Annotated in this window: 16 protein-coding genes; 9 read left to right on the forward strand and 7 right to left on the reverse strand. The window is 67.0% G+C overall.

The annotated features are described in order from the left end of the window. Nucleotides 1-184: 184 nt before the first annotated feature. Nucleotides 185-883 (forward strand): outer membrane protein, encoded by a 699-nt coding sequence (locus tag RIA72_RS01125; protein WP_350030516.1) that lies wholly within the window; start codon nucleotides 185-187, stop codon nucleotides 881-883. Between the two features lie 51 nt (nucleotides 884-934). Here the strand turns inward: RIA72_RS01125 and hflC are convergent, their stop codons facing one another. After that, entirely contained in the window at nucleotides 935-1,786 is an 852-nt protein-coding gene (hflC, locus tag RIA72_RS01130; RefSeq protein WP_350030517.1) for a protease modulator HflC, read from the reverse strand. Next, nucleotides 1,786-2,949 (reverse strand): protease modulator HflK, encoded by a 1,164-nt coding sequence (gene hflK, locus RIA72_RS01135; RefSeq protein ID WP_350030518.1) that lies wholly within the window; start codon nucleotides 2,947-2,949, stop codon nucleotides 1,786-1,788. The genes hflC and hflK overlap by 1 nt, the downstream gene beginning before the upstream one ends. A gap of 90 nt (nucleotides 2,950-3,039) precedes the next feature. On the opposite strand from hflK, the gene RIA72_RS01140 reads away from it, so the two are divergent. The 8 genes from RIA72_RS01140 to RIA72_RS01175 all read left to right on the forward strand — a co-directional run bounded on the left by RIA72_RS01140 (nucleotide 3,040) and on the right by RIA72_RS01175 (nucleotide 11,282). Beyond that, nucleotides 3,040-4,017 carry an Mrp/NBP35 family ATP-binding protein gene (locus tag RIA72_RS01140; protein ID WP_350030519.1) on the forward strand — a complete coding sequence of 326 codons (978 nt, stop codon included), beginning with the start codon at nucleotides 3,040-3,042 and terminating at the stop codon, nucleotides 4,015-4,017. Next, complete coding sequence (locus RIA72_RS01145; RefSeq protein WP_350030520.1) at nucleotides 4,017-4,439, forward strand: CoA-binding protein; 423 nt, start codon at nucleotides 4,017-4,019, stop codon at nucleotides 4,437-4,439. The genes RIA72_RS01140 and RIA72_RS01145 overlap by 1 nt, the downstream gene beginning before the upstream one ends. Further along, on the forward strand, nucleotides 4,436-5,032 hold the full coding sequence (locus RIA72_RS01150; RefSeq protein ID WP_350030521.1) for a hypothetical protein: 597 nt from the start codon (nucleotides 4,436-4,438) through the stop codon (nucleotides 5,030-5,032). The genes RIA72_RS01145 and RIA72_RS01150 overlap by 4 nt, the downstream gene beginning before the upstream one ends. A gap of 135 nt (nucleotides 5,033-5,167) precedes the next feature. After that, entirely contained in the window at nucleotides 5,168-7,456 is a 2,289-nt protein-coding gene (locus RIA72_RS01155) for a xanthine dehydrogenase family protein molybdopterin-binding subunit (RefSeq protein ID WP_350030523.1), read from the forward strand. Beyond that, a complete protein-coding gene (gene hemH, locus RIA72_RS01160; protein WP_350030524.1) occupies nucleotides 7,453-8,448 on the forward strand; it encodes a ferrochelatase in 996 nt (331 codons plus the stop codon). The genes RIA72_RS01155 and hemH overlap by 4 nt, the downstream gene beginning before the upstream one ends. A gap of 93 nt (nucleotides 8,449-8,541) precedes the next feature. Continuing rightward, entirely contained in the window at nucleotides 8,542-10,056 is a 1,515-nt protein-coding gene (locus RIA72_RS01165) for a DUF1963 domain-containing protein (RefSeq protein ID WP_350030525.1), read from the forward strand. Between the two features lie 88 nt (nucleotides 10,057-10,144). Then, complete coding sequence (phbB, locus tag RIA72_RS01170) at nucleotides 10,145-10,867, forward strand: acetoacetyl-CoA reductase (protein WP_350030526.1); 723 nt, start codon at nucleotides 10,145-10,147, stop codon at nucleotides 10,865-10,867. A 169-nt stretch (nucleotides 10,868-11,036) separates the two neighbouring features. Next, nucleotides 11,037-11,282 (forward strand): ribbon-helix-helix domain-containing protein, encoded by a 246-nt coding sequence (locus RIA72_RS01175; protein ID WP_350030527.1) that lies wholly within the window; start codon nucleotides 11,037-11,039, stop codon nucleotides 11,280-11,282. Here RIA72_RS01175 and RIA72_RS01180 read toward each other — a convergent pair. The 5 genes from RIA72_RS01180 to RIA72_RS01200 all read right to left on the reverse strand — a co-directional run bounded on the left by RIA72_RS01180 (nucleotide 11,267) and on the right by RIA72_RS01200 (nucleotide 23,235). Further along, a complete protein-coding gene (locus tag RIA72_RS01180) occupies nucleotides 11,267-12,124 on the reverse strand; it encodes an ATP-grasp domain-containing protein (RefSeq protein ID WP_350030528.1) in 858 nt (285 codons plus the stop codon). The genes RIA72_RS01175 and RIA72_RS01180 overlap by 16 nt on opposite strands. Beyond that, nucleotides 12,125-16,819: an NAD-glutamate dehydrogenase gene (locus tag RIA72_RS01185; protein WP_350030529.1), complete on the reverse strand. Its 4,695-nt coding sequence runs from the start codon at nucleotides 16,817-16,819 to the stop codon at nucleotides 12,125-12,127. 186 nt (nucleotides 16,820-17,005) lie between these two features. Next, nucleotides 17,006-18,316, reverse strand: a complete 1,311-nt coding sequence (locus RIA72_RS01190; RefSeq protein WP_350030530.1) for a PAS domain-containing protein — start codon at nucleotides 18,314-18,316, stop codon at nucleotides 17,006-17,008. A gap of 175 nt (nucleotides 18,317-18,491) precedes the next feature. Next, a complete protein-coding gene (locus tag RIA72_RS01195; protein ID WP_350030805.1) occupies nucleotides 18,492-19,898 on the reverse strand; it encodes an efflux transporter outer membrane subunit in 1,407 nt (468 codons plus the stop codon). Between the two features lie 151 nt (nucleotides 19,899-20,049). Further along, on the reverse strand, nucleotides 20,050-23,235 hold the full coding sequence (locus RIA72_RS01200; RefSeq protein ID WP_350030531.1) for an efflux RND transporter permease subunit: 3,186 nt from the start codon (nucleotides 23,233-23,235) through the stop codon (nucleotides 20,050-20,052). Nucleotides 23,236-23,241: the final 6 nt, after the last annotated feature.

Consider the following 23,241-nt stretch of genomic DNA (forward strand, 5'->3'; position numbering starts at 1 on the left):
TCGCGGTATCGGCACCTGCCCTTATTCGCCCAGCGGCATTCGGCCGGAAAAGTCCTGCTTTTCAAGGTTTAGGGGGAGGGCCTCCGTCATGGGCACGGAAGGTCGATCGCGGGCGAGGCCTCGCGCCCCGGCCTTCCGTCCGCAGACGGACTTCCCCCATCCACCGACGGAAAAGGAATGAAGAATGAGATATGCCCTATCGATCGCCGTTGCCCTTGCGGCATTTGCAACGCCCGCCCATGCGCAGGACCTGTCAGGCTTCCGCATCGAGGCGCGTGGCGGTTGGGACCAGCTGGGCGGCAAGGCGAGCATCCCCAATCCCGACTTTGACGAAGACGACGAAGACAGCGGCCCCGAATTTCTGAAGGCATCCGACAAGGATGGCGCGATCGGCTATGGCGTCGAACTCGGCTATGATGTGCAGATGGACGGCGGCCTTGTGATCGGCGCTTATGCGGGCGCCGAATTTTCCGACAGCCGCATCTGCGTCGAACTGATCGAGGACGACCTCGGCTGCGCCAGGCTGAAGCGCAATTTCACGCTCGGCGCACGCGCCGGCCTGCCGCTCGGCGAAACGTCGCTGCTCTATGTCAAGGGCGGCTATTCGCACGGCAAGCTTCGCACCGTCTACGATCCCGATGTCACCGACAATGACGATGACGAGCCCGGCGACATCTTTGAATTTTCAAAGAACCGCAGCGGCTTTCATGCGGGCGGCGGCGTCCAGCTCGGCCTGACCGAGAATGTCTATGCCAAGCTGGAATATGTTTACACCAAATATGGCAGCGGGTCGTATCGCATCGGCGACGATGATGAGGATCCGGCGCTCAAGGTACGGTCCGACCGGCACCAGCTTTTCGCGGGTATTGGTTTCCGCTTCTGACCCTGAAGCCGCGGGAGGGTGCCGGCCGGCCCCCTCCCGCATCGGCAGCGATCAGCCGCCGCTGAAGCGCTTCAGATATTCGTTGTCGGGCGACAGGATGATCGACGTTCCGCCCTGGTTGTTCTCGCCCAGGAAGGTCTGCCGATAGCTCTGCATCGCGCGGTAGAAATCGTAAAACTCCGGGTCCTTGCCAAAGCTTGCGGCATAGATGCGCGCCGCTTCGCCATCGGCGCTGCCGCGGATGATCTGCGCTTCCTTTTCGCCTTCGGCGCGGATCGAGATCGCCTCCTGCTGCCGCGCGGTGCGCATCCGGTTGTACGCCGCTTCGAGCGTTGCGCCTTCGGGCAGGTCGGCGCGCTTGATCCTGACGTCGATCACCTCGGCGCCATATTTCTGCGCCTCGCGGTTCAATGCGACCTGGATATTGTCCATCACCGCCCCGCGTTCGGGTGAAAGCAATGTCGCAAAGGTACGCTTGCCGAGTTCGTTGCGCAGCGACGAACCCAGAATTGTCGCAAGCTGTTGCTGCAACCGCTCCTCGGTACGGATCGCGGTGTACATGCGCACCGGGTTGGTGATGCGGAACCGCGCAAAGGCGTCGACCTGAAGCCGCTGCTGATCGGTCGAGAGCACCTGCTGGCGCTCCATGTTGATCCCCAGGATGCGCTTGTCGATCAGTTGCACCGTATCGGCAAAAGGCATGGTGAAGAGCAGCCCGGCGCCCGACCGGCCGAACTGTTCGCCCTCCTTATAGGCGTTTTTGGTGCCATAGACTTCACCGACGCGCAGCACGACCGCCTGCCGGTCCTCGGGCACGATCGACACCGTCATCGACAAAAGCACCAGCAGCGCGACAATGCCGACGAGCAGGCGAACGGGATTGCGGAAAAGCGAGGAGAACATCATTCGCCTCCCTTCGCCGCAGCTTCGGGCGCGCGCAGCCGTTTCTGCACTTCATTGAGCGGCAGATAGGGGGTCACCCCGCGTGCTTCGACGATCGTTTTGTCGACGTTCGACAACACGGCCTCCATCGTTTCATAATAAAGCCGCTGGCGGGTTACGCCCGGTGCCAGCCGATATTGTTCGTAAATCTGGTCGAACGCCGCGGTATCGCCGCGCGCACGTTCCAGCACCTGCTGCTCATAGGCACGGGCGCGGTTGATCGCCGATTCGCGTTCCTGCCGCGCCGCGGTGACTTCCTTGAACGCTTCGTCGACCTGGCTCGGCGGATCGGCCTGCCGGATCGCGATGCCCTGTATCGTCACGCCGGCGCGATATTCGTTGAGCAGCGCCTGCATCCGCTGTTGCACCTGCGCCTCGATCTCGACACGGCCGGGGCCGATCGCCTGGACGAGATCGAAATTGGCGACCGTCGCGCGCATCGCGCTTTCGGCGACTTCGCGGATCGTATCTTCGGGATTGGCGAGCTGGAAGAAAAACAGTTCGGGGCTGCGCACCGACCAGCGCACTTCATAGGCCAAATCGACGATGCTCTGGTCGCGCGTCAGCACGAAATTTTCATCGGTAGCGTTGGGCGACCCGACCGCCATCGTGCGGATCGCGCGGACGTCCTCCATGCGGATGCGCTCGATCGGCGCGGGCCAGGTGAATTTGACGCCGGGTCCGACCGTGCGCGCATAGCTGCCAAGCTGGGTGACGACGCCTTCCTTTTCGGGCGGCACGATGTGAAAGGAGGAAAAGAAGAGCCAGACCGCCAGAACGGCGATGATCGCCCATTTCCAGATCCGCCCCGAATCGGCGAGGTCGAAGCCGCCGCCGCCACCCGATCCGCCGCCGCCAAAACCGCCGCGTCCCTTGCGGAGCAGCTCGTCGAGTGCCGAGGGGCCGCGCGGCTTGCGCCCGCGATTGATGTCGATGGGATCGGGCGTGACCCAGGGGTTGCGTGGCCCCGGACGCTTGCCGTCGCCGCCACCCTTGCCACCGTCATCGCCGCCCTTGGGGCCATTGCCCCACGGGCTGTTGGCCATCAGGCTGATCGAGCCGAAAAATTGCCGCAATCCCCCAAGGGTGCGGCGTCCCATACTGCCTTCGCTCTTCTCGTTCATATCGCTTTTATAGGGGCGACGGACGCGATTAACAGGGGGTCCGCGCGAAAATGACTGGCAAAGCGCGTCGGCGTCCCTATTTCGCCGGGGATGACCGACACCGCTCCGTTCGCCAGCCTTGCCACCGACCTCAGCGGCGGGCGCACCTCCGGCCTCCGCTTTCTCGACGATCAGGGCACGCTTGCCATCGTGCTCGACGTCACCGGTATCGCCGCCGATGACCGCAAACCGCTCGAGGACAAGCTGCGCGCGGGCCTGCTCGAACAGCCGGGCGTGACCGCGGTGCGTATCGCCATGACCGCCGAGAAAAAGGCGATGACGATCATCGCCGTCGGCAGTGGCAAGGGCGGCGTCGGCAAATCGACCCTCGCCGCGAACCTTGCGGTCGCCATGCACCGGCTGGGCATCAAGGTCGGGCTGGTCGATGCCGACATCTATGGGCCTTCGCAACCAAGGCTGATGGACAGCGAGCATGTGAAGCCCGAGGCGCGCGGATCGAGGCTCGCCCCCGTCCAGAGCGCCTATGGCGTGCCGATGCTGTCGACCGGACAAATCGCCCAGCCGGGGCAGGCGATCGCTTGGCGCGGCCCGATGGCGGGGCGTGCGCTCGAACAACTCGTCGATGCGAGCTGGGGTGACATCGACACGCTGGTCGTCGACCTGCCCCCCGGCACCGGCGACGTCCAGCTGACGATGATCCAGAAGCACAAACCGGCGGGCGCGGTCATCGTCTCGACCCCGCAGGACCTGGCGCTGATGGACGCGGCGCGCGCGATCAGCCTGTTCGAGCAGGCGGGTGTGCCGATCATCGGGCTGGTCGAGAATATGGCGGGTTACGCCTGCCCGCATTGCGGCGAGGTCAGCGATCCGTTCGGCAGCGGCGGTGCCGAGGCGGCAGCAAAGGCGATGGAGCTCGATTTCCTCGGCCGCGTGCCCCTGTCGATGGGCATCCGCCTTGCCAGCGATGGCGGCGTTCCGCCCGCGGCGGGAACCGACCCCGCCGGCGAACCATTTCATGCAATAGCGGCCAAGGTCGCCGATTGGCTGAGCACAGGAAAGGGCAGATAATGGCGATCAACGACGAAGGCGAAATCCGCGAACTGCTTGGGCAACCGCGCCGCATTGCGGTGGTCGGCGCCTCGCCCAACCCTGCGCGTCCGTCGAACGGCGTCCTCGCCTTTCTGATGAGCCAGGGGCATGACGTGATCGCGGTCAATCCCGGCCACGCGGGCACGACGATCCACGGTGCGCCCGTCGTCGCGACGCTCGCCGATGTCGAACCGCCCGCCGAAATCGTCGATATTTTCCGCAACAGCGCCGACGCTGCCGCCGCGGTGGACGAAGCCATTGTTCATGGCGCAAAGGCGGTGTGGATGCAGATCGGCGTCGTCAACGAAGCCGCGGCAGAGCGAGCCGAAGCCGCGGGACTGATGGTGGTGATGGACCGCTGCCCCAAGGTCGAAGCGCCGCGGCTGGGGCTTTTGAAATGAAAGCGGCCTTCGCGGTCCTCGCGGTGGCGCTGCTCGCCGGATGCGCGACGACGGCGGCCGCGAACGATCCCCAAGACGCCTTTTTCGCCGCGCTCGCGGCGCGGTGCGGGCAGGCCTATGCGGGCCGCCTCGCGAGCGATCAGGAAGCCGATGCCGCGATGCGCGGCAAGGCGATGGTAATGCACGTCCGCCGCTGCACCCCCGACCGGATAGAAATCCCCTTTCATATCGAGGGGCTCGGCCCCGACGGCGGCTGGGACCGCTCGCGCACCTGGATCGTCACGCGCACGCCCGCCGGCCTCCGCCTGAAGCACGACCATCGCCATGCCGACGGCAGCGCGGACGAACTGACGATGTATGGCGGGGAAACCGCCGCCCCCGGCACCGCGAGCCGCCAGACCTTTCCCGTCGACGCCGAATCGATCGCGCTGTTCACCCGCACCGGGCGCAGCGTGTCGAACGGCAATATCTGGTCGATCGAAACGACCGGCGATGATTTCACCTATGGGTTGAACCGCGAAGGCCGCGATTTTCGCGTGACCTTCGATTACAGTCAGCCAGTCACCCCGCCACCGGCACCCTGGGGCTGGTAACGCCTCGTCGCCCCCACGAAGGCGGGGCCGCTGGAGACGTGGCGCAACACCGATAACTGCCCCCGCCTTCGCGGGGGCGACGATTGAGGCAAAAGCCTTTGCTCTCCGGACTCGCCCCGCTTATCACCGTCGGCGATGGCGGGCATTCGCGACACGGTTGGAAAACGCAAATCGCGGCTGCCGCAAGTCAGCCGCCGCGAGATGCTCGTCGGCGCGACCGCCGCCGGGGGCCTTGCGATCGCATGGGGTTTGTGGCCGCGCGACTACCAGCCCAACCTGACCGCCGCGCCGGGCGAACATATTTTCAACGCCTTTTTGAAGATCGGCGACGACGGGCATGTGAGCGCGATCGTGCCGCAGTGCGAAATGGGCCAGGGCGTGACCACCTTGCTGCCGCAGATCATGGCCGACGAACTGGGCGCCGACTGGCGCACGATCGCGGTCGAAAGCGCACCGATCAGCCCGCTCTACGCCAATACGCTGCTCGTCGACGAGGATAGCGCAGTGTTCACGCCGCGCACGGGCGTGCCCGATTTTGTCGCCGACGTGCGCGGATGGGTCCGCCGCGAATGGGCGGTGCGGAACGCGGTGATGCTGACCGCCAATTCCTCGTCGGTGCGTATGTTCGAGGAGCCGTGCCGCGCCGCCGCGGCGCAGGCGCGCGCGCTCTTGATGATGGCCGCGGCCGATCGCTGGGACGCCGACTGGCAGGAATGCGACACGCAGGACGGTTTCGTGCTCCACGGCAGCAAGCGGCTCCGCTTTGCCGAGGTTGCCGCCGCCGCCGCGACGCTCGAGCCGCCCGCCGAGCCCGTCTATCGCGCCTCGACCGCCGACCCGCTTTACGGCAAGGAACTGACGCGCCTCGACCTTCCCGCCAAGATCGACGGGTCGGCCAATTATGCCGCCGACATCCGCCTGCCCGACATGGTCTTTGCCGCGATCCGCCAGGGGCCGCTCGGCGCGACGCGGCTGAAAAGCATCGACCGCAAGGCGGGGCTTGCTTCACCGGGCCTGCTGCATGTCGTCACGCACGACCGCTGGGTCGCCACGGTTGCGCGCAACTGGTGGGCGGCGAACCGGGCGCTCGACCGCTTTGCTCCCGTCTTCGAGACCGAAGGTGTGCCGATTTCGACCGATCGTATCGACCAGGCGCTGAAAGCCGCGCTCAAGGCCGACGGCTATCGCATCCACCGCGAAGGCGACGTCGCCGAAGCGATGGAGGGACGAACGCGCATCGTCGCCGAATATGCCGTTGCCCCGGCGCTCCACGCCCCCATCGAAACGCGCAGCGCAACCGCCGCCCCCGACGGCAACGGGCTGCGGATCTGGGTCGCGACGCAGGCTCCGACGCAGTGCCGCGATGCGGTCGCGCGCGCGACCGGCCTCTCCCCCCATGCCGTCACACTGTTCCCGATGATGGCGGGCGGCTCGTTCGACGCCTGCCTCGATCACAGCGTCGCCGTGCAGGCCGCGATCATCGCACGTCAGGTAAAACGTCCGGTTCAGCTCGCCTGGTCGCGCGCCGAAGAGATCATGCGCCTGCCACCGCGCGCACCCGCGCGCGCCAGGCTCTCCGCGACGCTCAACGCTGCGGGCGGGATCGACGCGCTGGTGACGCGAATCGCCGTCCCTTCGACCAACCATGAAGTCCGCGCGCGGCTGTTCGACAATGTTTCCGCCGACACAGCGCAGCGCGCCGCCGCGGGGCGCGCCGATGCCGCGGCGGTCGAAGGCGCCGCGACGCGTTATTCCATCCCCCACCGCGCGGTCGATCATTGCCCCGCCGACATCGGCCTGCCGACGGGCCGCTGGCGCGGCAACGCCGACAGCTATACCGCCTTTTTCACCGAGTGCTTCGTCGACGAAATGGCGGCGCGCGCGGGATCGGACCCGCTATCCTATCGCATGGCGATGCTCGGCGACGCGCCGCTACTCGCGCGATGTCTGCTGACCGCGACCAGCCTCGGCGGCTGGGAGGGGGGCCTGCCGGGAAGCGCGCAGGGCCTTGCCTGCCATTCGATGCGCGGCAGCCATATCGCGCTGATGGCAACCGCCCGGCAAAGCGACAAGGGGCTGCAGGTCGAACAATTGGTTGCGGTCGTCGACGCGGGGCGCCTCGTCAATCCGGCGATCGCGCGCCAGCAGATCGAGGGCGGGCTGATCTTCGGCCTCGCCGCCGCCGTGGGCGCGACGACCGACTATGAAGACGGGCTCGCGACGGCGCGCAAACTCGGCCAGCTCGGCCTGCCGCGCCTGTCGCAGACCCCCCAGATTTTGATCGAACTGGTCGACAGCGACCGCGAACCCGGCGGCCTCGGCGAGATTGCGGCCCCCGTCGTTGCGCCCGCGATCGCCAATGCGATGTACGCCGCGACCGGGCGCCGCATCCGCCGCATCCCGTTGTCGGCGCACCCGCTATGACCCTTCCCAGCGATCATCCCGCCATCGCGGCGCCGCGCGTCGGCGTACTGCTCGTCAACCTTGGCACCCCCGACGCGCCCGAACCGCCCGCGGTGCGCCGCTATCTGGCTGAGTTTCTGTCGGACCGCCGCGTCGTCGAAATCCCGCCGATCCTGTGGCAGCCGATCCTGCGCGGCATCATTCTGAACACCCGGCCCAAGAAATCGGCGCACGCCTACGCGCAGATATGGACCGACCAAGGATCCCCGCTCGCCGCAATCACCCGCGCGCAAGCCGCCGCCTTGCAAATCGCGCTGGGCGACGCGGCGGAGGTCGCCCATGCGATGCGTTATGGCGAACCTGCAATCGGCCCCGCAATCGACGCGCTGGCCGCCGCGGGGTGCCGCCGCATCCTGATCGCGCCGCTCTATCCGCAATATTGCGCCGCGACGACCGCCACCGTCGTCGATGCCGCTACCGATCATCTGAAGACGCTGCGCTGGCAGCCCGCGCTGCGCTTCCTGCCACCCTATGCCGACGATCCCGCCTATCTGGACGCGCTCACGGCATCGGTCGAGGCAGGGCTCGCCGCGCTCGATTTCGTGCCCGACATATTGCTAGCCAGCTTTCACGGAATGCCCGAACGAACGCTGCACCTCGGCGATCCCTATCATTGTCAGTGCCAAAAGACGGCGCGGCTGCTGGGGGAGGCGCTGGGCCGCCCGGTCGAGGTCGCTTTCCAGTCGCGTTTCGGCCGCGCCAAATGGCTGGAGCCCGCAACCGATGCCCAGCTCGAAAAATTTGCCCAGGCAGGAAAAAGCGTCGCCGTGCTTGCCCCCGGCTTCGCCGCCGACTGCCTCGAAACCCTGGAAGAGCTGGCGATCCGCGGCAAGGAACAGTTCATGGCCGCGGGCGGCAGGAAATTTGCCTACCTCCCCTGCCTCAACGCCGATGCACCGGGCGTGGCGATGCTGGAGGCGCTCGTTCGCCGCGAACTCGCGGGCTGGATCTGATCGCGTCACTTACCAACTGTTTAGGACCATGGGGTAAATTGCTCCATCGTGGCGCCGATCCGGTGCGGCCGCGATCGCTTATGGAGTGACGCGATGACCGAAGTAGAGCTGGCCGCCGTGATGCTGACGGGGGCGCTGTTGCTGGGCATCCTGATCGCCTTTGCAATCTGGCGCGCGCGTCGGCCCGCCAAGCCGTCGCCGAGCGCGGCCCGCGTCGGCCGCCTGCCCAAACGCGCGCGCAAGGACCCCGAAATCGCCGAGGTCGAAATCGCGCCGGCACGGCTCGCGCGGATCAGCGGAAAGGCGCCGCTTGAACCCCCGCGCGACGGCTTGTTCGACGCCAAGTTCGAAGCCGATATTTCCGCGGCGCCAGCGGCCACTCCCGCAGTGGACGAGGTCGCGCTGGAAAGATGCGTGTCCGAAGCTGAAACCGCGGCGCAGGAAGCGGTAGCCGACGACGGCGCCGAAGCCGTCACGCTTTTCCTGGTCCCACAAATTCCGCTGCGCGACGCCGTTTCGACACGCAGCTGGCTCGGCGGCCGTCCGCGGCTGGCGAGCGGAGCAACATGGCCGCAGATCGACGGCCAGGCCGCCGATTTCCTTGCCCAGATCGACTGTTCCGGCCTGCCGCGCCAGATGTGGGACGGGCTGGGTCCGCGGCACGGCGCGCTGGCCTTTTTCATTCACCGCCACCGGCCGGATGTGCACGTTCTGCATGTCGGCGAACCCGCAGCGACGATCGCGCCCCCCTATGCGCTCAACGATGCCGAGGGATGGTTCGGCCCCTATGGCGGGATCGGCGAAGGCGATCTCGCGTCCTTTGCGGTGCGCGCTTTTCCGCAATGGCCCGTCGACCTTGTCGCGGCAGATGCGGTCGATGCCGATGCGCGCGAAGCCGATGGCACCAGTGATCGCCAGGCGACCGGCTACGACATCGCCGACCCGGCCTTCCATCCCTTCGATTGGGGAAGCCTCACGGCCATGGCCGCGATCCTCGAAGCGCGGCTCGATCGGCTCGTCACCGATCCTGCCGCCCCCGACGATGCCGATGCCGCGACCGTCGCGAGGCTCGAACGTTGCGCCGCGATCAACCGCGAAGCGCGTGCGCGCGCCCTGGAGATCGTCGCCATCATCCACGACAGCGCGGTGCTCGAGCCTTTTTCGGTGGGCGACGCGACCGCGGTGATGGCGGCGCTCCACGCGATCCAGTGGGCCGTGCCCATCGACAGCGCGCACCGCGCGGGCGGCGAACCGACCGCCGATCTGGCGACGCTGCCGCTGACCACGCATCGCGCCGACGCCGATCTTTGGGTCCATGACTATCGCACCATGTTATTCGATCGCGCCAAACACGCCTGGTGCGCGGACCCTGCCAACCTGTCGGGGCCGGCACGCGCCTATTTCGAGCCGCTGTGGCGCAATCTTGCCGCGCGCGAAATGGCGACCGTGGGCGGGATGTTCGACCAGGACCCGGTGCTCCTCGCGCTGCCGACCAGTGGGCTGATGAGCCGCCGCTTCGGCGACAGCCAAACGCTCGTCGTGACCATCGCGAGGGCAGCGCTCGCCATCGGCGACTTCACCAGCGCGCGGGCGCAGCTAGTCCGCTGAATAGCTTTGCGATTGACGTTCCGGTCAACTTGCGGCGCGCAGCAGTGCGCCCTAATCATCGATTCAAATCTGTGGGAGAGATGAATCGATGGCACGCATAGCAATCGTCACCGGCGGCAGCCGCGGGATCGGGGAAGCCATTTCGCTGAAGCTTCAGGAACAGGGCGTCACCGTCGTCGCCAACTATGCCGGCAATGACGAAAAGGCGCGCGCTTTTACCGAACGCACCGGCATCAGGGCCTATAAATGGGACGTCGGCGACCATCAGGCGTGCCTCGACGGCTGCGCACAGGTGGCGGCCGATGTCGGTCCGATCGACATCGTCGTCAACAATGCGGGGATCACCCGCGACGGCACGCTCGCGCGGATGAGCTATGCCGATTGGGACGATGTGATGCGCATCAACCTCGGCGGTTGCTTCAACATGGCGAAGGCCTGTTTCCCCGGCATGGTCGAGCGCGGCTGGGGCCGCATCGTCAACATCGGCTCGATCAACGGCCAGGCGGGCCAATATGGCCAGGTCAATTATGCCGCCGCCAAATCGGGCATCCACGGCTTTACCAAGGCGCTGGCGCAGGAAGGCGCGAAGAAGGGCGTAACGGTGAATGCGATCGCGCCGGGCTATATCGACACCGACATGGTTGCCGCCGTGCCGCCCCAGGTGCTCGAAAAAATCGTCGCGAAGATTCCGGTCGGGCGTCTGGGGCAGGCCGACGAAATCGCGCGCGGTGTCGCTTTCCTGTGCAGCGAGGATGCGGGATTCGTCACCGGATCGACGATGTCGATCAACGGCGGGCAGCATATGTACTGACGATGGCAGGCGTGTAACCAAGGCGTTCGCGCGGCGAACGACAAGGTTAGGCGCCGGTGCCGCAAAGCGGCAGCCATCGACACGGCCAGCGGGGCGGCGATCCCAAAAGATCGCCGAACCCGTCTGACGACAGGCGGCGGCTTTGCCGTCGCCAGTGGAGCCACGACCGATGACCCACCCCCTCCACCCCCCCGTCAAACGGTCGGTCACAATCGCCGGGCATCCCACCTCGATCAGCCTCGAACCCGTTTTTTGGGATGCGCTCGAGGCCGAGGCGGCGCGGCAGACGCTTCCCGTCAACGCGCTGGTCGCGCGGATCGACGTCGAACGGATGGAAGCGGACAATCCGCCCAACCTGACCTCGGCCATCCGCCAATGGTTGTGGACGCGCCGCGACGATCAGACGGCGGCGTAGACCGCCCGCGCGAATGCCGCCCCCTTATCGGGCGCATGATGAAGAAAAAGCGACGGCTCGATCAACTCAAGTTCCATCACATGCAGCCGCCCCGCGCCATCGCCGACCATATCGACGCGCGCATAGACGGGCGGAGCGGGCGCCGCCGCGAGCGCCATCGCCGCGAGCGCCCGTGCAGCGTCATTGGCTTCCCACGCGGTCTCGCGCCCGCCGAACTGTTCCTGAACGCGAAAATCGCCCGAGGCGGGGTGCTTGACGATCGCATGGCTATAACGGCCGCCAAAGAAAAAGAGCGAAAATTCGCCGGTAGCCAGCACGCCGGGCATCAGCGGCTGGACGAGCCGGCGCCGACCCAGCGCATCGGCGGGAATCGATCCGCCGGGCGCAATGCGATGCGTACCATCGGCGCCGCCCGAAATGGCGGGCTTTATGACAAGCTCGTCGGTGCCGAACGCCCTGCGCGCGTCGGCCAACGCCGCCGCATCGAGCGCCGCCACGTCGATCGTCGGCACGACCGCGACGCCCTTGTCCGCCAGATCGGCGAGATAGGCCTTGTCGCTGTTCCAACGCAGCACCGGCACCCGATTGACGACCGGCAACGCCTCCGCCTCCAGCCGGTCGAGCAGCGCGTACCAGGCCGAAACATTGCGCTGATAGCCCCAGGCAAAGAGCGGCAGAATCAGGTCGTGCCCCGCGAGATCGCCCGGATCGGTCCAAACGCGCTGATCGACCGACAAACCCGCCGCGGTCAGCGCCGCCGCCTTGCGTGCAAAGGCGGGCTGCCATCGATCCGCAAAACCGGCCGCAGGAACCAGGATCGCGACGCGGGGCTGGAACGGCATCTACCGCGCCAGCAGCCCGCGCGCCTGCCCCGCAATATGCGACAGCATCGCGCCATTGGGGTTGGGGATCATCCGTGCGCGATCGACGGTGGCACGGAACTGTTCCACCCGCGGTGCATGGTCGGCAAGCCATTTGGTCACCGCGGCGTCGAGGTCGCCCTGGGGCAATCCGCCAAGAAAACTGAGGCGCATCTGCTGAAAATCGCGCGCCAGGCTGTTGACGAGCAGGCGTTCCCACGGGTCGGCGGGGCTCATATGCGCCGCCAGCGTCTGCGCCCAGTCGAGCCCCAACGCCTCGCCCAGATGGGTAAAGGCGTGCGTCACCGCAACCTCGTCGTCGCCGCGGCGCTCGGCAAGGTCGACGATGCCGATGGCTCCGTCGGTCTTGAACAAGCGCACAACTGCGGCGGTCAGCGCCTCCGGCGCGCCGGCATCGAGCAACTGCTGCGTCAGCATCTCCCACTGACGTCGGACCGACGGGCTGAGCAGTGTGTCGACGCTTTCGTTGAGTCGATCGACGCCGGGTTCGAGCCGCGCGACCACCGGACCGGGGTGCGACAGCGATTGCGTCACGCGAAGCAGGTCCGCCATTTGCGACGCCATCGCGGCAGCCGCCTGCGAAAAGAGCGACAGCCGGATGCTCTCGTCGATCTTCGCGGTATCGAGCTCGCTCCAGATCGCAGGCATTCCCAGCAGCCGTTCGACCGCGACGAACGCCGCCGCAACGTCGCCCAGCGCACAGCCTTCCTCTTCGACCAGTTCGAACGGGTGGATGATGCCCATCCGGTTGACGATGCGGTTCGCTACCTTGGTCGCGATGATTTCGCGGCGCAACTGGTGGTCGGCGATCGCGCCCGCAAAATCGCGCTGCATCTCGGCAGGGAAGGCGGCGGCAAGGTCGCTGGCCAGCGCAGGGTCATCGGGCAGGTCGCTCGCCTCGATCGCGTCCTGCAAGGCCAGCTTTGCCGTCGACAGCAGCACCGCCAGTTCGGGACGCGTCAGCCCGCGTCCTTCGGCGGCGCGGCGGAGCAACTCGTCGTTCGCGGCAAGCCCTTCGACCTTGCGGTCGAGCCGGCCCGATCCCTCGAACGTCTCCATGACCCGCACCAGCGACGGCACGCCCGCCGACCCGCTCTTTTCGGCGATCGACAGCGCCAGCGCCTGTAGCCGGTTGTCTTCGAGCACCAGCGCGGCGACATCGTCGGTCATCCGCGCCAGCAGCGCGTCGCGATCCGCCTGGCTCAGACGCCCTTCGGCCATTTCGCGGTTCAGCGCGATCTTGATATTGACCTCGTTATCCGAACAATCGACGCCCGCGCTGTTGTCGATGAAGTCGGTGTTGATCCGCCCGCCCTTTGCCGAAAAAGCGATGCGCGCCGCCTGCGTGACGCCTAGGTTGGCGCCCTCGCCGACCGCGCGCACGCGCAGGTCCTCGGCATCGACGCGCAGCGCATCGTTCGCGGGATCGCCCACCTCGGCATTGTTCTGGCTCGCCGCCTTCACATAGGTGCCGATGCCCCCGAACCAGAGCAGGTCGACCGGCGCCTTCAGGATCGCCGAGATCAGCGAGCCGGGATCGATTTCGCTGACCGACAGGCCGAGCAGCGCCTGCACTTCGGGCGAAAGCGGAATGCTCTTCTGGCTGCGCGGAAAGACGCCGCCGCCCTTCGAGATCAGCTTCTTGTCATAATCGTCCCAGCTCGACCGCGGGAGCGCAAACATCCGCGCACGTTCCTTCCAGCTCTTCGCCGGATCGGGATCGGGGTCGAGGAAGATATGGCGGTGGTCGAACGCGGCGCACAATTTGATCGCCTTCGACAAAAGCATGCCGTTGCCGAACACGTCGCCCGACATGTCGCCGCAACCGACGACGCGGATCGTGTCGCTCTGCACGTCGATGCCCATTTCGGCGAAATGGCGCTGCACCGAAATCCACGCGCCCTTGGCCGTGATCCCCATCGCCTTGTGGTCATACCCCTTCGACCCGCCGCTCGCGAACGCGTCGCCCAGCCAGAAGCCGCGTTCCATCGCCAGGGCATTGGCGACGTCGGAGAAGGTGGCCGTGCCCTTGTCGGCGGCGACGACGAAATAGGGATCGTCGCCGTCGCGGATCACGACCCGGTCGGGATGTACGACCTTGCCCCCGACGAGATTGTCGGTGATCGACAAAAGCGAGCGGATGAAAATGCGATAGCATTCGGTCCCTTCGGCGAACCATGCGTCGCGGTCGATCGTCGGATCGGGCAGCGCCTTGGGATAGAAACCACCCTTTGCGCCGGTCGGCACGATGACCGCATTCTTGACGCGCTGCGCTTTCATCAGCCCCAGAATCTCGGTGCGGAAATCGTCGCGCCGATCGGACCAGCGCAGCCCGCCGCGCGCGACCGGGCCGGCGCGCAAATGCGTGCCTTCGACCCGCGGCGAATAAACCCAGACCTCGCGCCAGGGCAGCGGCTTGGGCAGGCCGGGGATTTGCGCGCTGTCGATCTTGAACGCCAGCGCCTCGGCGGCGGCAGGGGCAAAGGCGTTGGTCCGCAGCGTAGCGCCGATCACCGCATGGAACAGCCGCAGGATGCGATCCTCGTCGATCGATTTGATGGCAGCAAAGCCCGCCATGATCTCGGCCTCCAGCGCCTCGGCGCGGGCGGCGTCGCGGGCCTTGGGGTCGTGGAGCGCGCAGAAGCGGTCGATCAGCGCGGCGGTGAGCTTGGGCGCGTGGCGCAGCGCGCTCACCACCGTATCCATGCCATAGGCCGACCCGCCCTGGCGCAGATAGCGGAACCAGGCGCGCAGCCACACGATCGCGCCGGGGTCGGTCTGGTTGGTGAGCACCAGCTGGTTGAAGGCGTCATTCTCGGCGCGCCCTTCGAGCACCGCGGCAATCGCATTCTCGATCGTCTCGGCAAAAGGCATCAACGCCATCTCGTCGACATTGGCGGGCAGGCCCAGCGTGAAATCGTGGATGACGATCGGCGCGTCGTCGTCGCTGTCGCCGCCGGGGCCGCGCGTCGGGCCGAGCGCGGTCGGGATTTCCTCGAGCACCTGGAAACCGAAATGTTCGAGCGCGGGGACGACGTCGGAGAGCGCGAGCGGGCCCGCGGCGCTATAGACCTTCAGCCGCAGCCGATCATCGCCGTCGAGGCTCTTCTTCGCCAGGCGGACGCTGCGCAGGTTCTGGGCGTCCAGATCGCGCAGCCGCAAAATGTCGCGCGCCGCCTCTTCGGGGTTGTAAAGGTTGCGGTAATTGGGCGGAAAGGCGGCGGCGAACCGGCCCGCCAGCGCCGCCGCGCGGCCGGGGTCGCCGCGCCTGGCCAGCGCCGCCTCGACTTCGGGCTGCCAGCCGCGGACCATTTGTTCGAGCTGCGCGTTAAGCGCGTCGGTGTCGGGCACCACGCCCCCGCTGCGAAGGTCGAGCGTGTAGCGCAGCAGCGCCGCGCCGCCGTCCTCGAGCACCATCGTCCAGCCGATGACCCCCGCCTTCGCCTCGCGCACCAGCATCGCCTCGACCGCGATGCGCCGTCCGGTCGAAACCTCGTCGCGCGGCAACCAGACGAACGCGAACAAATGGCGGCCCAGCGCGCTGCGCACCGTGACCAGCTTGGGCCGCGGGCGGTCGGTGATCGACATCGACGTGAGCACCAATTCCTCGAGCGAAGCCGCATCGAACGCGATGAGCAGGTCGTGCGGCAGCGCGGTCAATGCGTGCGCGAGCGCCTTGCCCGCATGGCCCGCCGGATCGAATCCGAATTTGGCCATGAGCCCGTCGAGCTGGGCGCGCAGCACGGGCACCTTGGCGGGCGGGGTCGAGAGCGCCTGGCTGGTCCATAGTCCGGCGTGGATCGACAGCCGCTCGACCTTCTTCCCCTTCATTTCGGGAACGATGATGAGATCGAGCAACACGCGGCGGTGCACCGCCGACAAGCGGTTCGACTTGATCAGCAGCGGGGCCTGCCCGCCCCGGTCGAACCAGGCGAAAGCCGCGTCGAGCGCGGCGGGGGATAAAAGCTGGCTTTCGCCGCTCTCGCTGATCCCCAGCGGTTCGTGAATCCGGCCGTCGCGCGTGCGCCATTCGTGGCCCAGCTGGGTCATCGACCCGCCCTCGAACCAGCGCAGCAGCTCGGCGCCCTCGCCCTCGACGCGCATCGCCGCATCGGCAAGCATCGCCGCGCGCATGGCACGCCAGTCGCGGACCGCCGCACGCACGTCGCGCAGCGCCGCCTCGATCGCATCGAGCAGACGGCGGCGCGCACGCGCATCGCCCCTCTCAAGCTCGATATAAATCACCGATTCGCGCGTGTCGCCCGCGCCGGCTTCCTGCAAATGCCCCTTGGCATCGCGCTTCACCGCGACCACCGGATGCAGGATACGGTGAACGACCAGCCCCTGCGCCGTCACCACCTGCGACGTCGAATCGACAAGGAAGGGCATGTCGTCGTTGATGATCGCGAGCCGCATCCGGCGACCGGGACCATCGGCGGCAATGGGTTCGAGCAACAGCGATGGCGTTTCGGGTGCGCGTTCGAGCGCGGCGCGCGCGGCGAAACGGCTCGCTTCGGCGAGCGCGGCCTTGTCCATGTCGTCGCCCTCGCCGGGGAGCGCGCTGCCCTGCAGCGCGGTCAGATAGGCGGCGGCGATCTTTGCGGGGATTTTGACGGGGTCGGTGGGCGGCGTGTCCGTTTCCGGCGTGTCGGACATAGTCTTGGGCATAAGGTACAGCATCCCGAACCAAAATGGGGGATCCCAGCCGACGATCGGCGGGGGTCCGTTCGCTGCTGCCCCTATGCGCCTCGGCGACGCGCGGCTCAAGGCCTCGTTCGCGCTTTGCGCAAAATTATTTCAACTTTGGGGTCGTCTGTTACGCGGTCCAGGGAGGACCGAGACTTACGACGTGATCGCGACTGCCCGCTTCGCGAGTTTCGCGATCAGCGCCGAGTCTTCGGCCGCCTTGGCAACGATTCCGACATGTCCGCCCGGCATCGCCCGCGCGATCAGTACGACGAATTCGGCGTCGCCCGCGTCATGCTCCAGAATCACGGCCGGCTGCGCAGCGCGCAGCGCGTCGAGCCCGGCATCGGGCGCTTTGCCGGCCTTCTCGGACCTGCGCCGCGCGCGGACATCCCGGACCAGCCCTTTAAGACCGCCAGGATAAGTATCGAGATAGGCCGCGAGCGATCCGCGCGCGATTCCCTCTTCCTTTGCATGGCCCAGCGCACAGGCATATTCGGCGATCCGTGTCTTGTCATAGGCTGCGCCGAAAACCAGCTTCACCACGGGCGTCATCGGCGCGCGGTCCTGCTTCGCCAGCCCGGCATCGTCGAGCAGCGCGGCAAAGGCTTCGGGCTGCTCGTCGGCGGCGAGCGCAAAATCCCACGCCTTCCCCACTGCCTGATACAATGCGCTGCGGCTGCGGCTGTCGGCGGCGACCGCCTGCTCGGCGGTCGCGCGCGCCAGCGCCAGCCAGTCGGCGAGTTCGGCATCGGGGCCCGGATCCCCGGGCACGTCCGCCGCGCCAGCCGCTTCGTCGCCGAAAGCGGTAAAGCCCGGCGCGACATCGCCCCCGAAATCATGGTCAATGTGCAGCGAGTCGGGACCGTCGGCCCACACGGGAACCGGCGCGGTCAGCGGCGCAGCGCTGCGCAGTGCCTGTTCGACCGACAGCTGCAATTCCTCTTCCTGCTCGGCCGGCGCCGCTTCCTTCCAGTTGATCACCCCCATGATGAAATCGATCGTGTCGTCGTCGGACGAAAAGGGCAGCAGGATGCCGCGATACATGATCGTCACGCCGCGATCGCTCTCGAACTCGGCCTCGAAGCCGATCGGCGCGCGGTTGGCGATGATCTGAAGATAATGGTCGGTCAGCCGTGACAGCAGCGAACGTCCGGGAATCTGGCTGATATAATGGACATTCTCGTCGATCTGCGATTCTTCGCGCAAGCGGTCGCCCAGAAAGGCGATGCCCGGATTGTCGATGCCCTGTGTAAAATCCAGCAGCACCGAATGGGCCCCGAAATCGGCGCTGTCGAGATCGAGATCCTCGACCGAGGGATAGGCGCGGTCGGCGAGCAGCGAGGCCCAATAATTATAGGCGCGCACCTGCATCCGACGTTCATCGACGCCGACGGCCGCGGGCGCGTCGATCGCCCCGTCGTCCTGGCCGTGGCTGCCCGAAAGCAGGCCGCGCATGCTGTCCATCATTTATCCCCAGCCACAAATATCGGTAAATCTTATGCACCGGGACTGGTAAAAGGCGCGTAAACGATGGCGGTGGCGGCGGTGGAGCGGAGCGCCAGCTTCTCTCTACCTCGCCATCCCTCTCCCTGCCCCGTCATCCCGGCCTTCGCCGGGATGACGGTTCTTAGGGTCAGCTCTAACCCGACCAGCCGCCGGCCAGCGCGCGGAACAAGGCGATCTGGCGGCGCGAAATCTGCGCGTCCTGCGCCGCGAGCACCGCTTCGGTTTCGGCGAACGTCCGCTCGGCGTCGAGCCATTCGAGCGAATCCGACGCCCCCTCGACCCGCTTCGCGCGGACGATCCGTGCGGCGCGTTCGGCCTGGTCGCGCGCCGCGCGCAGCGCCTGTCGTTGTTCGAGCGACCGCGCGTAGGACGACAGCGCGGTTTCGGTCTCCTCGAGCGCGCGCAGCACTGCGCCGTCGAATGCGGCCAGCGACGCCTGGGCATCGGCCTCGGCCGCTGCGATTCGCGCACGCGCAGGTTCCTGGTTGGGGAAGGCCCAGTCGATGAGCGGCCCGAGCAGCCAGCGCAGCGGCCCGCCGCCGAATATGTCGCCAAAGCCGGAGCCGGTGGACCCCGCCGATCCGCCGAGCGTGATGCGCGGATACAGGTCCGCGGTCGCGACGCCGATGCGCGCGGTGTCGGCCGCCAGGCGGCGCTCGGCCGCGCGAATGTCGGGACGGCGCTTCAAAAGCGCCGCCCCATCACCGACCGGGATGGGATCGGCGATTTCGAGGCTGATGTTGCGGTCCGCTGCGACCGGGGGGAGCGCAGCGGGAGCGCGACCGGTCAGGGTCGCGAGGCGGAACAATGCCGCCTGCCGCTCGGCCTCGATAGAGGGAATGTCCGCCGCGCGCTGGTCGCGCAGCGTGGTGATGCGCGCCAGGTCAAGTCCGGTCGCCATGCCGACCTCCTTGCGCCGCTGGGTAAGCTTCACCTGCTGGTCGAGCAGTTCGACGATGCGCCGCGCGACGCCCAGCCGCGCCGCGCCCGATGCGGCGTCTGCGTACGCCTGGGTCGTGTCGGCGACGACGATCACGCGCACCGCATCGGCATTGGCTTCGGCCGCCCCGGCATCGCCGCGCGCCGCCTCGACCGAGCGGCTGACGCGGCCGAACAGGTCGACTTCGTAAGAAATGTCGAACCCGACGTCGACTGCCCAATCCTCGCGATCGGCGCCGGGCAGACGCTGGCCTTCGGGACTGCGGCCGTAATTGGCCCCAGCGCCGATCCCCGTCTGCGGCAGACGATCCGACCTTGCACCGCGCAGCGCCGCGCGCGCCCTGGCGATGTTCGCCACCGCGACGCGTACGTCGCTGTTGTTCGCGAGCGCATCGGCGACGAGCCCATCGAGCACCGGGTCGTCATAGAGGCGCCACCAGTCGGCGACGACCGGCGCGAGCGACACCGCAGGGCTGTTCGCCGAAACGAATGCGCCGGTCGCGGCGGGCGCCGACGCCGATTGCGGCGCCTTGTAATCGGGGCCCGCCGCGCAGGCAGCAAGCGCGAGCGCCGAAGCGGCAGCAACAAGATTGCGGAGCATCATGTTTCTTCTCCTGAAATTCGGTCGTCCAAAAGAGCCGCGTGCTCCCGCGAAGGCGGGAGCCCATCTCCGGCCGGTGAAAGTTTGAACCTCCCGGAGATGGGTCCCCGCCTTCGCGGGGACACACTGAAAGATACGAATGCGCCTTTCATCATTCCGCCGGCACGGGCAGCGCCGCGCCATGACCGCCCGGCCCGCGCTTGCGCGCAGCGAACCAGTCGCCGAGCGCGCGGCAGACGACATAGAAGGTCGGGGTGAAGACGAGCCCGAACGCCGTCACCCCGAGCATTCCGAAGAACACGGCGGTGCCCAGCGCCTGGCGCAGTTCCGCCCCCGCCCCGCTTGCGATGAGCAAGGGGACCGCGCCCAGGATGAAGGCAAAGCTCGTCATCAGGATCGGGCGCAGGCGGTCGCGCGCGGCGCGCACCGCGGCATCGACCGGCGACAACCCATCCTGTTCCTCCGCCTGCTTGGCGAATTCGACGATCAGGATCGCGTTTTTCGCCGCGAGCGCGATGAGCACGACGAGACCGATCTGCGTCAGCACATTATTGTCCATGCCGCGCAAATTCACGCCGATCATCGCCGCGAGCAGGCACATCGGCACGATCAGGATGATCGCGAGCGGCAGCACCAGGCTTTCATATTGCGCCGCGAGCACGAGGAAGACGAACAGCACCGCCAGCGCGAAGACGATCCCCGCCGTGTTCGCCGCCGCCTTCTGCTGGAAGGCGATGCCCGTCCATTCGGTGCCATAACCCGCGGGCAGCGTGTCCGCGGCGAGCTTTTCCATCGTCGTCAGCGATGCGCCCGACGAGGAACCCGGCGCGGTGTCGCCGTCGATCTCGACCGCCGGGAAAAGATTGTAGCGCGTGACGCGGTACGGCCCTGTGCGGTCCTCGAAGTTCGCGACCGACCCGATCGGTACCATCGCGCCCGAATCGGACCGCGTACGCAGGTTCGCGATGTCCGAAACGCGCTGGCGAAAGGGTGCATCGGCCTGCGCCGTGACGCGGTAGGTGCGGCCCAAAAGGTTGAAGTCGTTGACGAAGGCGGAGCCAAGATAGACTTGCAGCGCCTCGAACACCCGCTCGGGCGGAACGCCGAGCGCATTCGCCTTGGCGCGATCGATGTCGGCAAAGACGCGCGGGTTGGTCGGGTCGAAAAAGGTGAAGACATTGGCGAGCCCGGGGGTCTCGTTCGCCTTGCCGATCAGATTGTTCACCTCTGTCGCGAGCGCCGCATAGCCGTGGCCGCCGCGGTCCTGCACGACCATCCGGTAGCCGCCGGCGGAACCGATGCCCTGGATCAGCGGCGGCGGGATGACGACGATCTGTGCCTCGGTGATGTCGGCGGTCCGCTTCTGCGCCTCGGCCATGATGTCCTCGAACTTGACGCCGAGCTTCTTGCGCTCCTCGAAGGATTTCAGCGGGAAATAGGCGGCGGCGGAATTGGGGGCGAGCGTCTGCGACGGGCCGTCGAAACCCGCAAGCATCACCGATCCCAGCACGCCCTCGACGGGCAGCACGCGCGCCGCGACCTTTTGCAGCACTTCGTCGGTGCGCTCGACCGAAGCGCCCGAGGGCAGCTTGGCGACGACGAGGAAATAGCCCTGGTCCTGCGCGGGGATAAAGCCCGTCGGGGTGGCCCAGAACAGCCCCGCGGTCGCGGCGATAAGGCCCGCGTAAGTGATCATCATCTTCTTGGGCGCGCGGACCAGCCGTGCGGTCAGCCGCGCATAGCCATCGCTCATCCGTTCGAACGCGCGGTTGAACGCGTCGCCCGCGCGGCGCACCATCCGCATCCCCCTTCCCTCGTTCACCGGCGCCGAATGGCCGCGGAGCAGGATCGCCGCGAGCGCGGGCGACAGGGTGAGCGAGAGGATGAGCGAGATGATCGTCGCGGTCGAGATTGTCACCGCGAACTGCTGGTAAAAGGCGCCCGACAGCCCGGTGAGGAACAAGGTCGGCACGAACACCGCGCACAGCACGAGCACGATCGCGACGAGCGCGGCGGACACTTCGTCCATCGAGGTGCGCGCGGCCTCCAGCGCGCTCATGCCCTTTTCGAGATTGCGCTCGACATTTTCGACGACGACGATCGCATCGTCGACGACGATGCCGATGGCGAGCACCAGCCCGAAAAGCGACAGATTGTTGAGGCTGTAGCCGACCGCCGCAAGCACCGCGAAGGTGCCGATCAGCGACACCGGGATCGCGAGCACCGGAATGATCGCGGCGCGCCATTTCTGCAGGAAGACGAGGATCACGATCACCACCAGCACGACGGCTTCGAGCAGCGTATCCATCACCGCGTCGATCGACTGGGCGATAAATTCGGTGGGGTTATAGATGACCCGATATTCGAGGCCCTTGGGGAAATTCTTTGCCGAAGCCGCCATCTCGGCCTCGACCGCTTCGGCGGCCGCGAGCGCGTTCGACCCGGGGCGCTGGAACACCGCCATGATCACGGTCGGGTCGCCCGAGAGATAGGTATTGCTGTTGTAATCCGACGCGCCCAGCTCGACGCGCGCGACGTCCGACACGCGGACCTGCCGTCCGTCGGCATCGCTGCGGATGACGATATTGGCGAAATCCTTGGGGTCGGAAAGGCGGCCCTGCGTCTCGACATTGAGCTGGAAGTCGCTGCCGCCCGCATAGGGTGGCTGGCCGAGCGTGCCCGCGGCGACCTGCACATTCTCCCGCCGCAGCGCCGCGACAATCTCGCCCGCGGTGAGGTCGAGCGCGGCGGCCCGGCCGGGGTCGATCCACACGCGCATCGCATAGTCGCGGCTGCCGAACAGGCGCACGTCGCCGACGCCGTCGATGCGGGAGAGGCGGTCACGCAGCTGGGTCAGCGCATAGTTGGAGATATAGGCGCGATCGAGCGACTTGTCGGGCGAGACGAGGTTCACGACCATCAGAAAGTCGGGCGAGGTCTTGCGCGTCACGACGCCCAGACGCTGCACCGTTTCGGGCAGGCGCGGCGTCGCGATCGCGACGCGGTTCTGTACCAGCACCTGCGCGGCATCGAGGTCGGTGCCGATCTTGAACGTCACGGTGATCGTGACGACGCCGTCGCCGGTCGACTGGCTGCTCATATAGAGCATATTGTCGACGCCGTTGATTTCCTGTTCGATCGGTGCCGCCACCGTGTCGGCGACGGTTTCGGCCGACGCGCCTGGATAGGTGGCCGTCACCGTCACCGTCGGCGGGACGATGTCGGGATATTGCGACACGGGAAGGCCGATATAGGCGACCGCACCGACGATGGTGATGATGACGGCGATGACCGCGGCGAAAATCGGCCGGTCGATGAAAAAGCGGGATAGGCGCATGGGAGA

This window comes from Sphingopyxis sp., assembly GCF_040216815.1.
Lineage (GTDB): Bacteria > Pseudomonadota > Alphaproteobacteria > Sphingomonadales > Sphingomonadaceae > Sphingopyxis.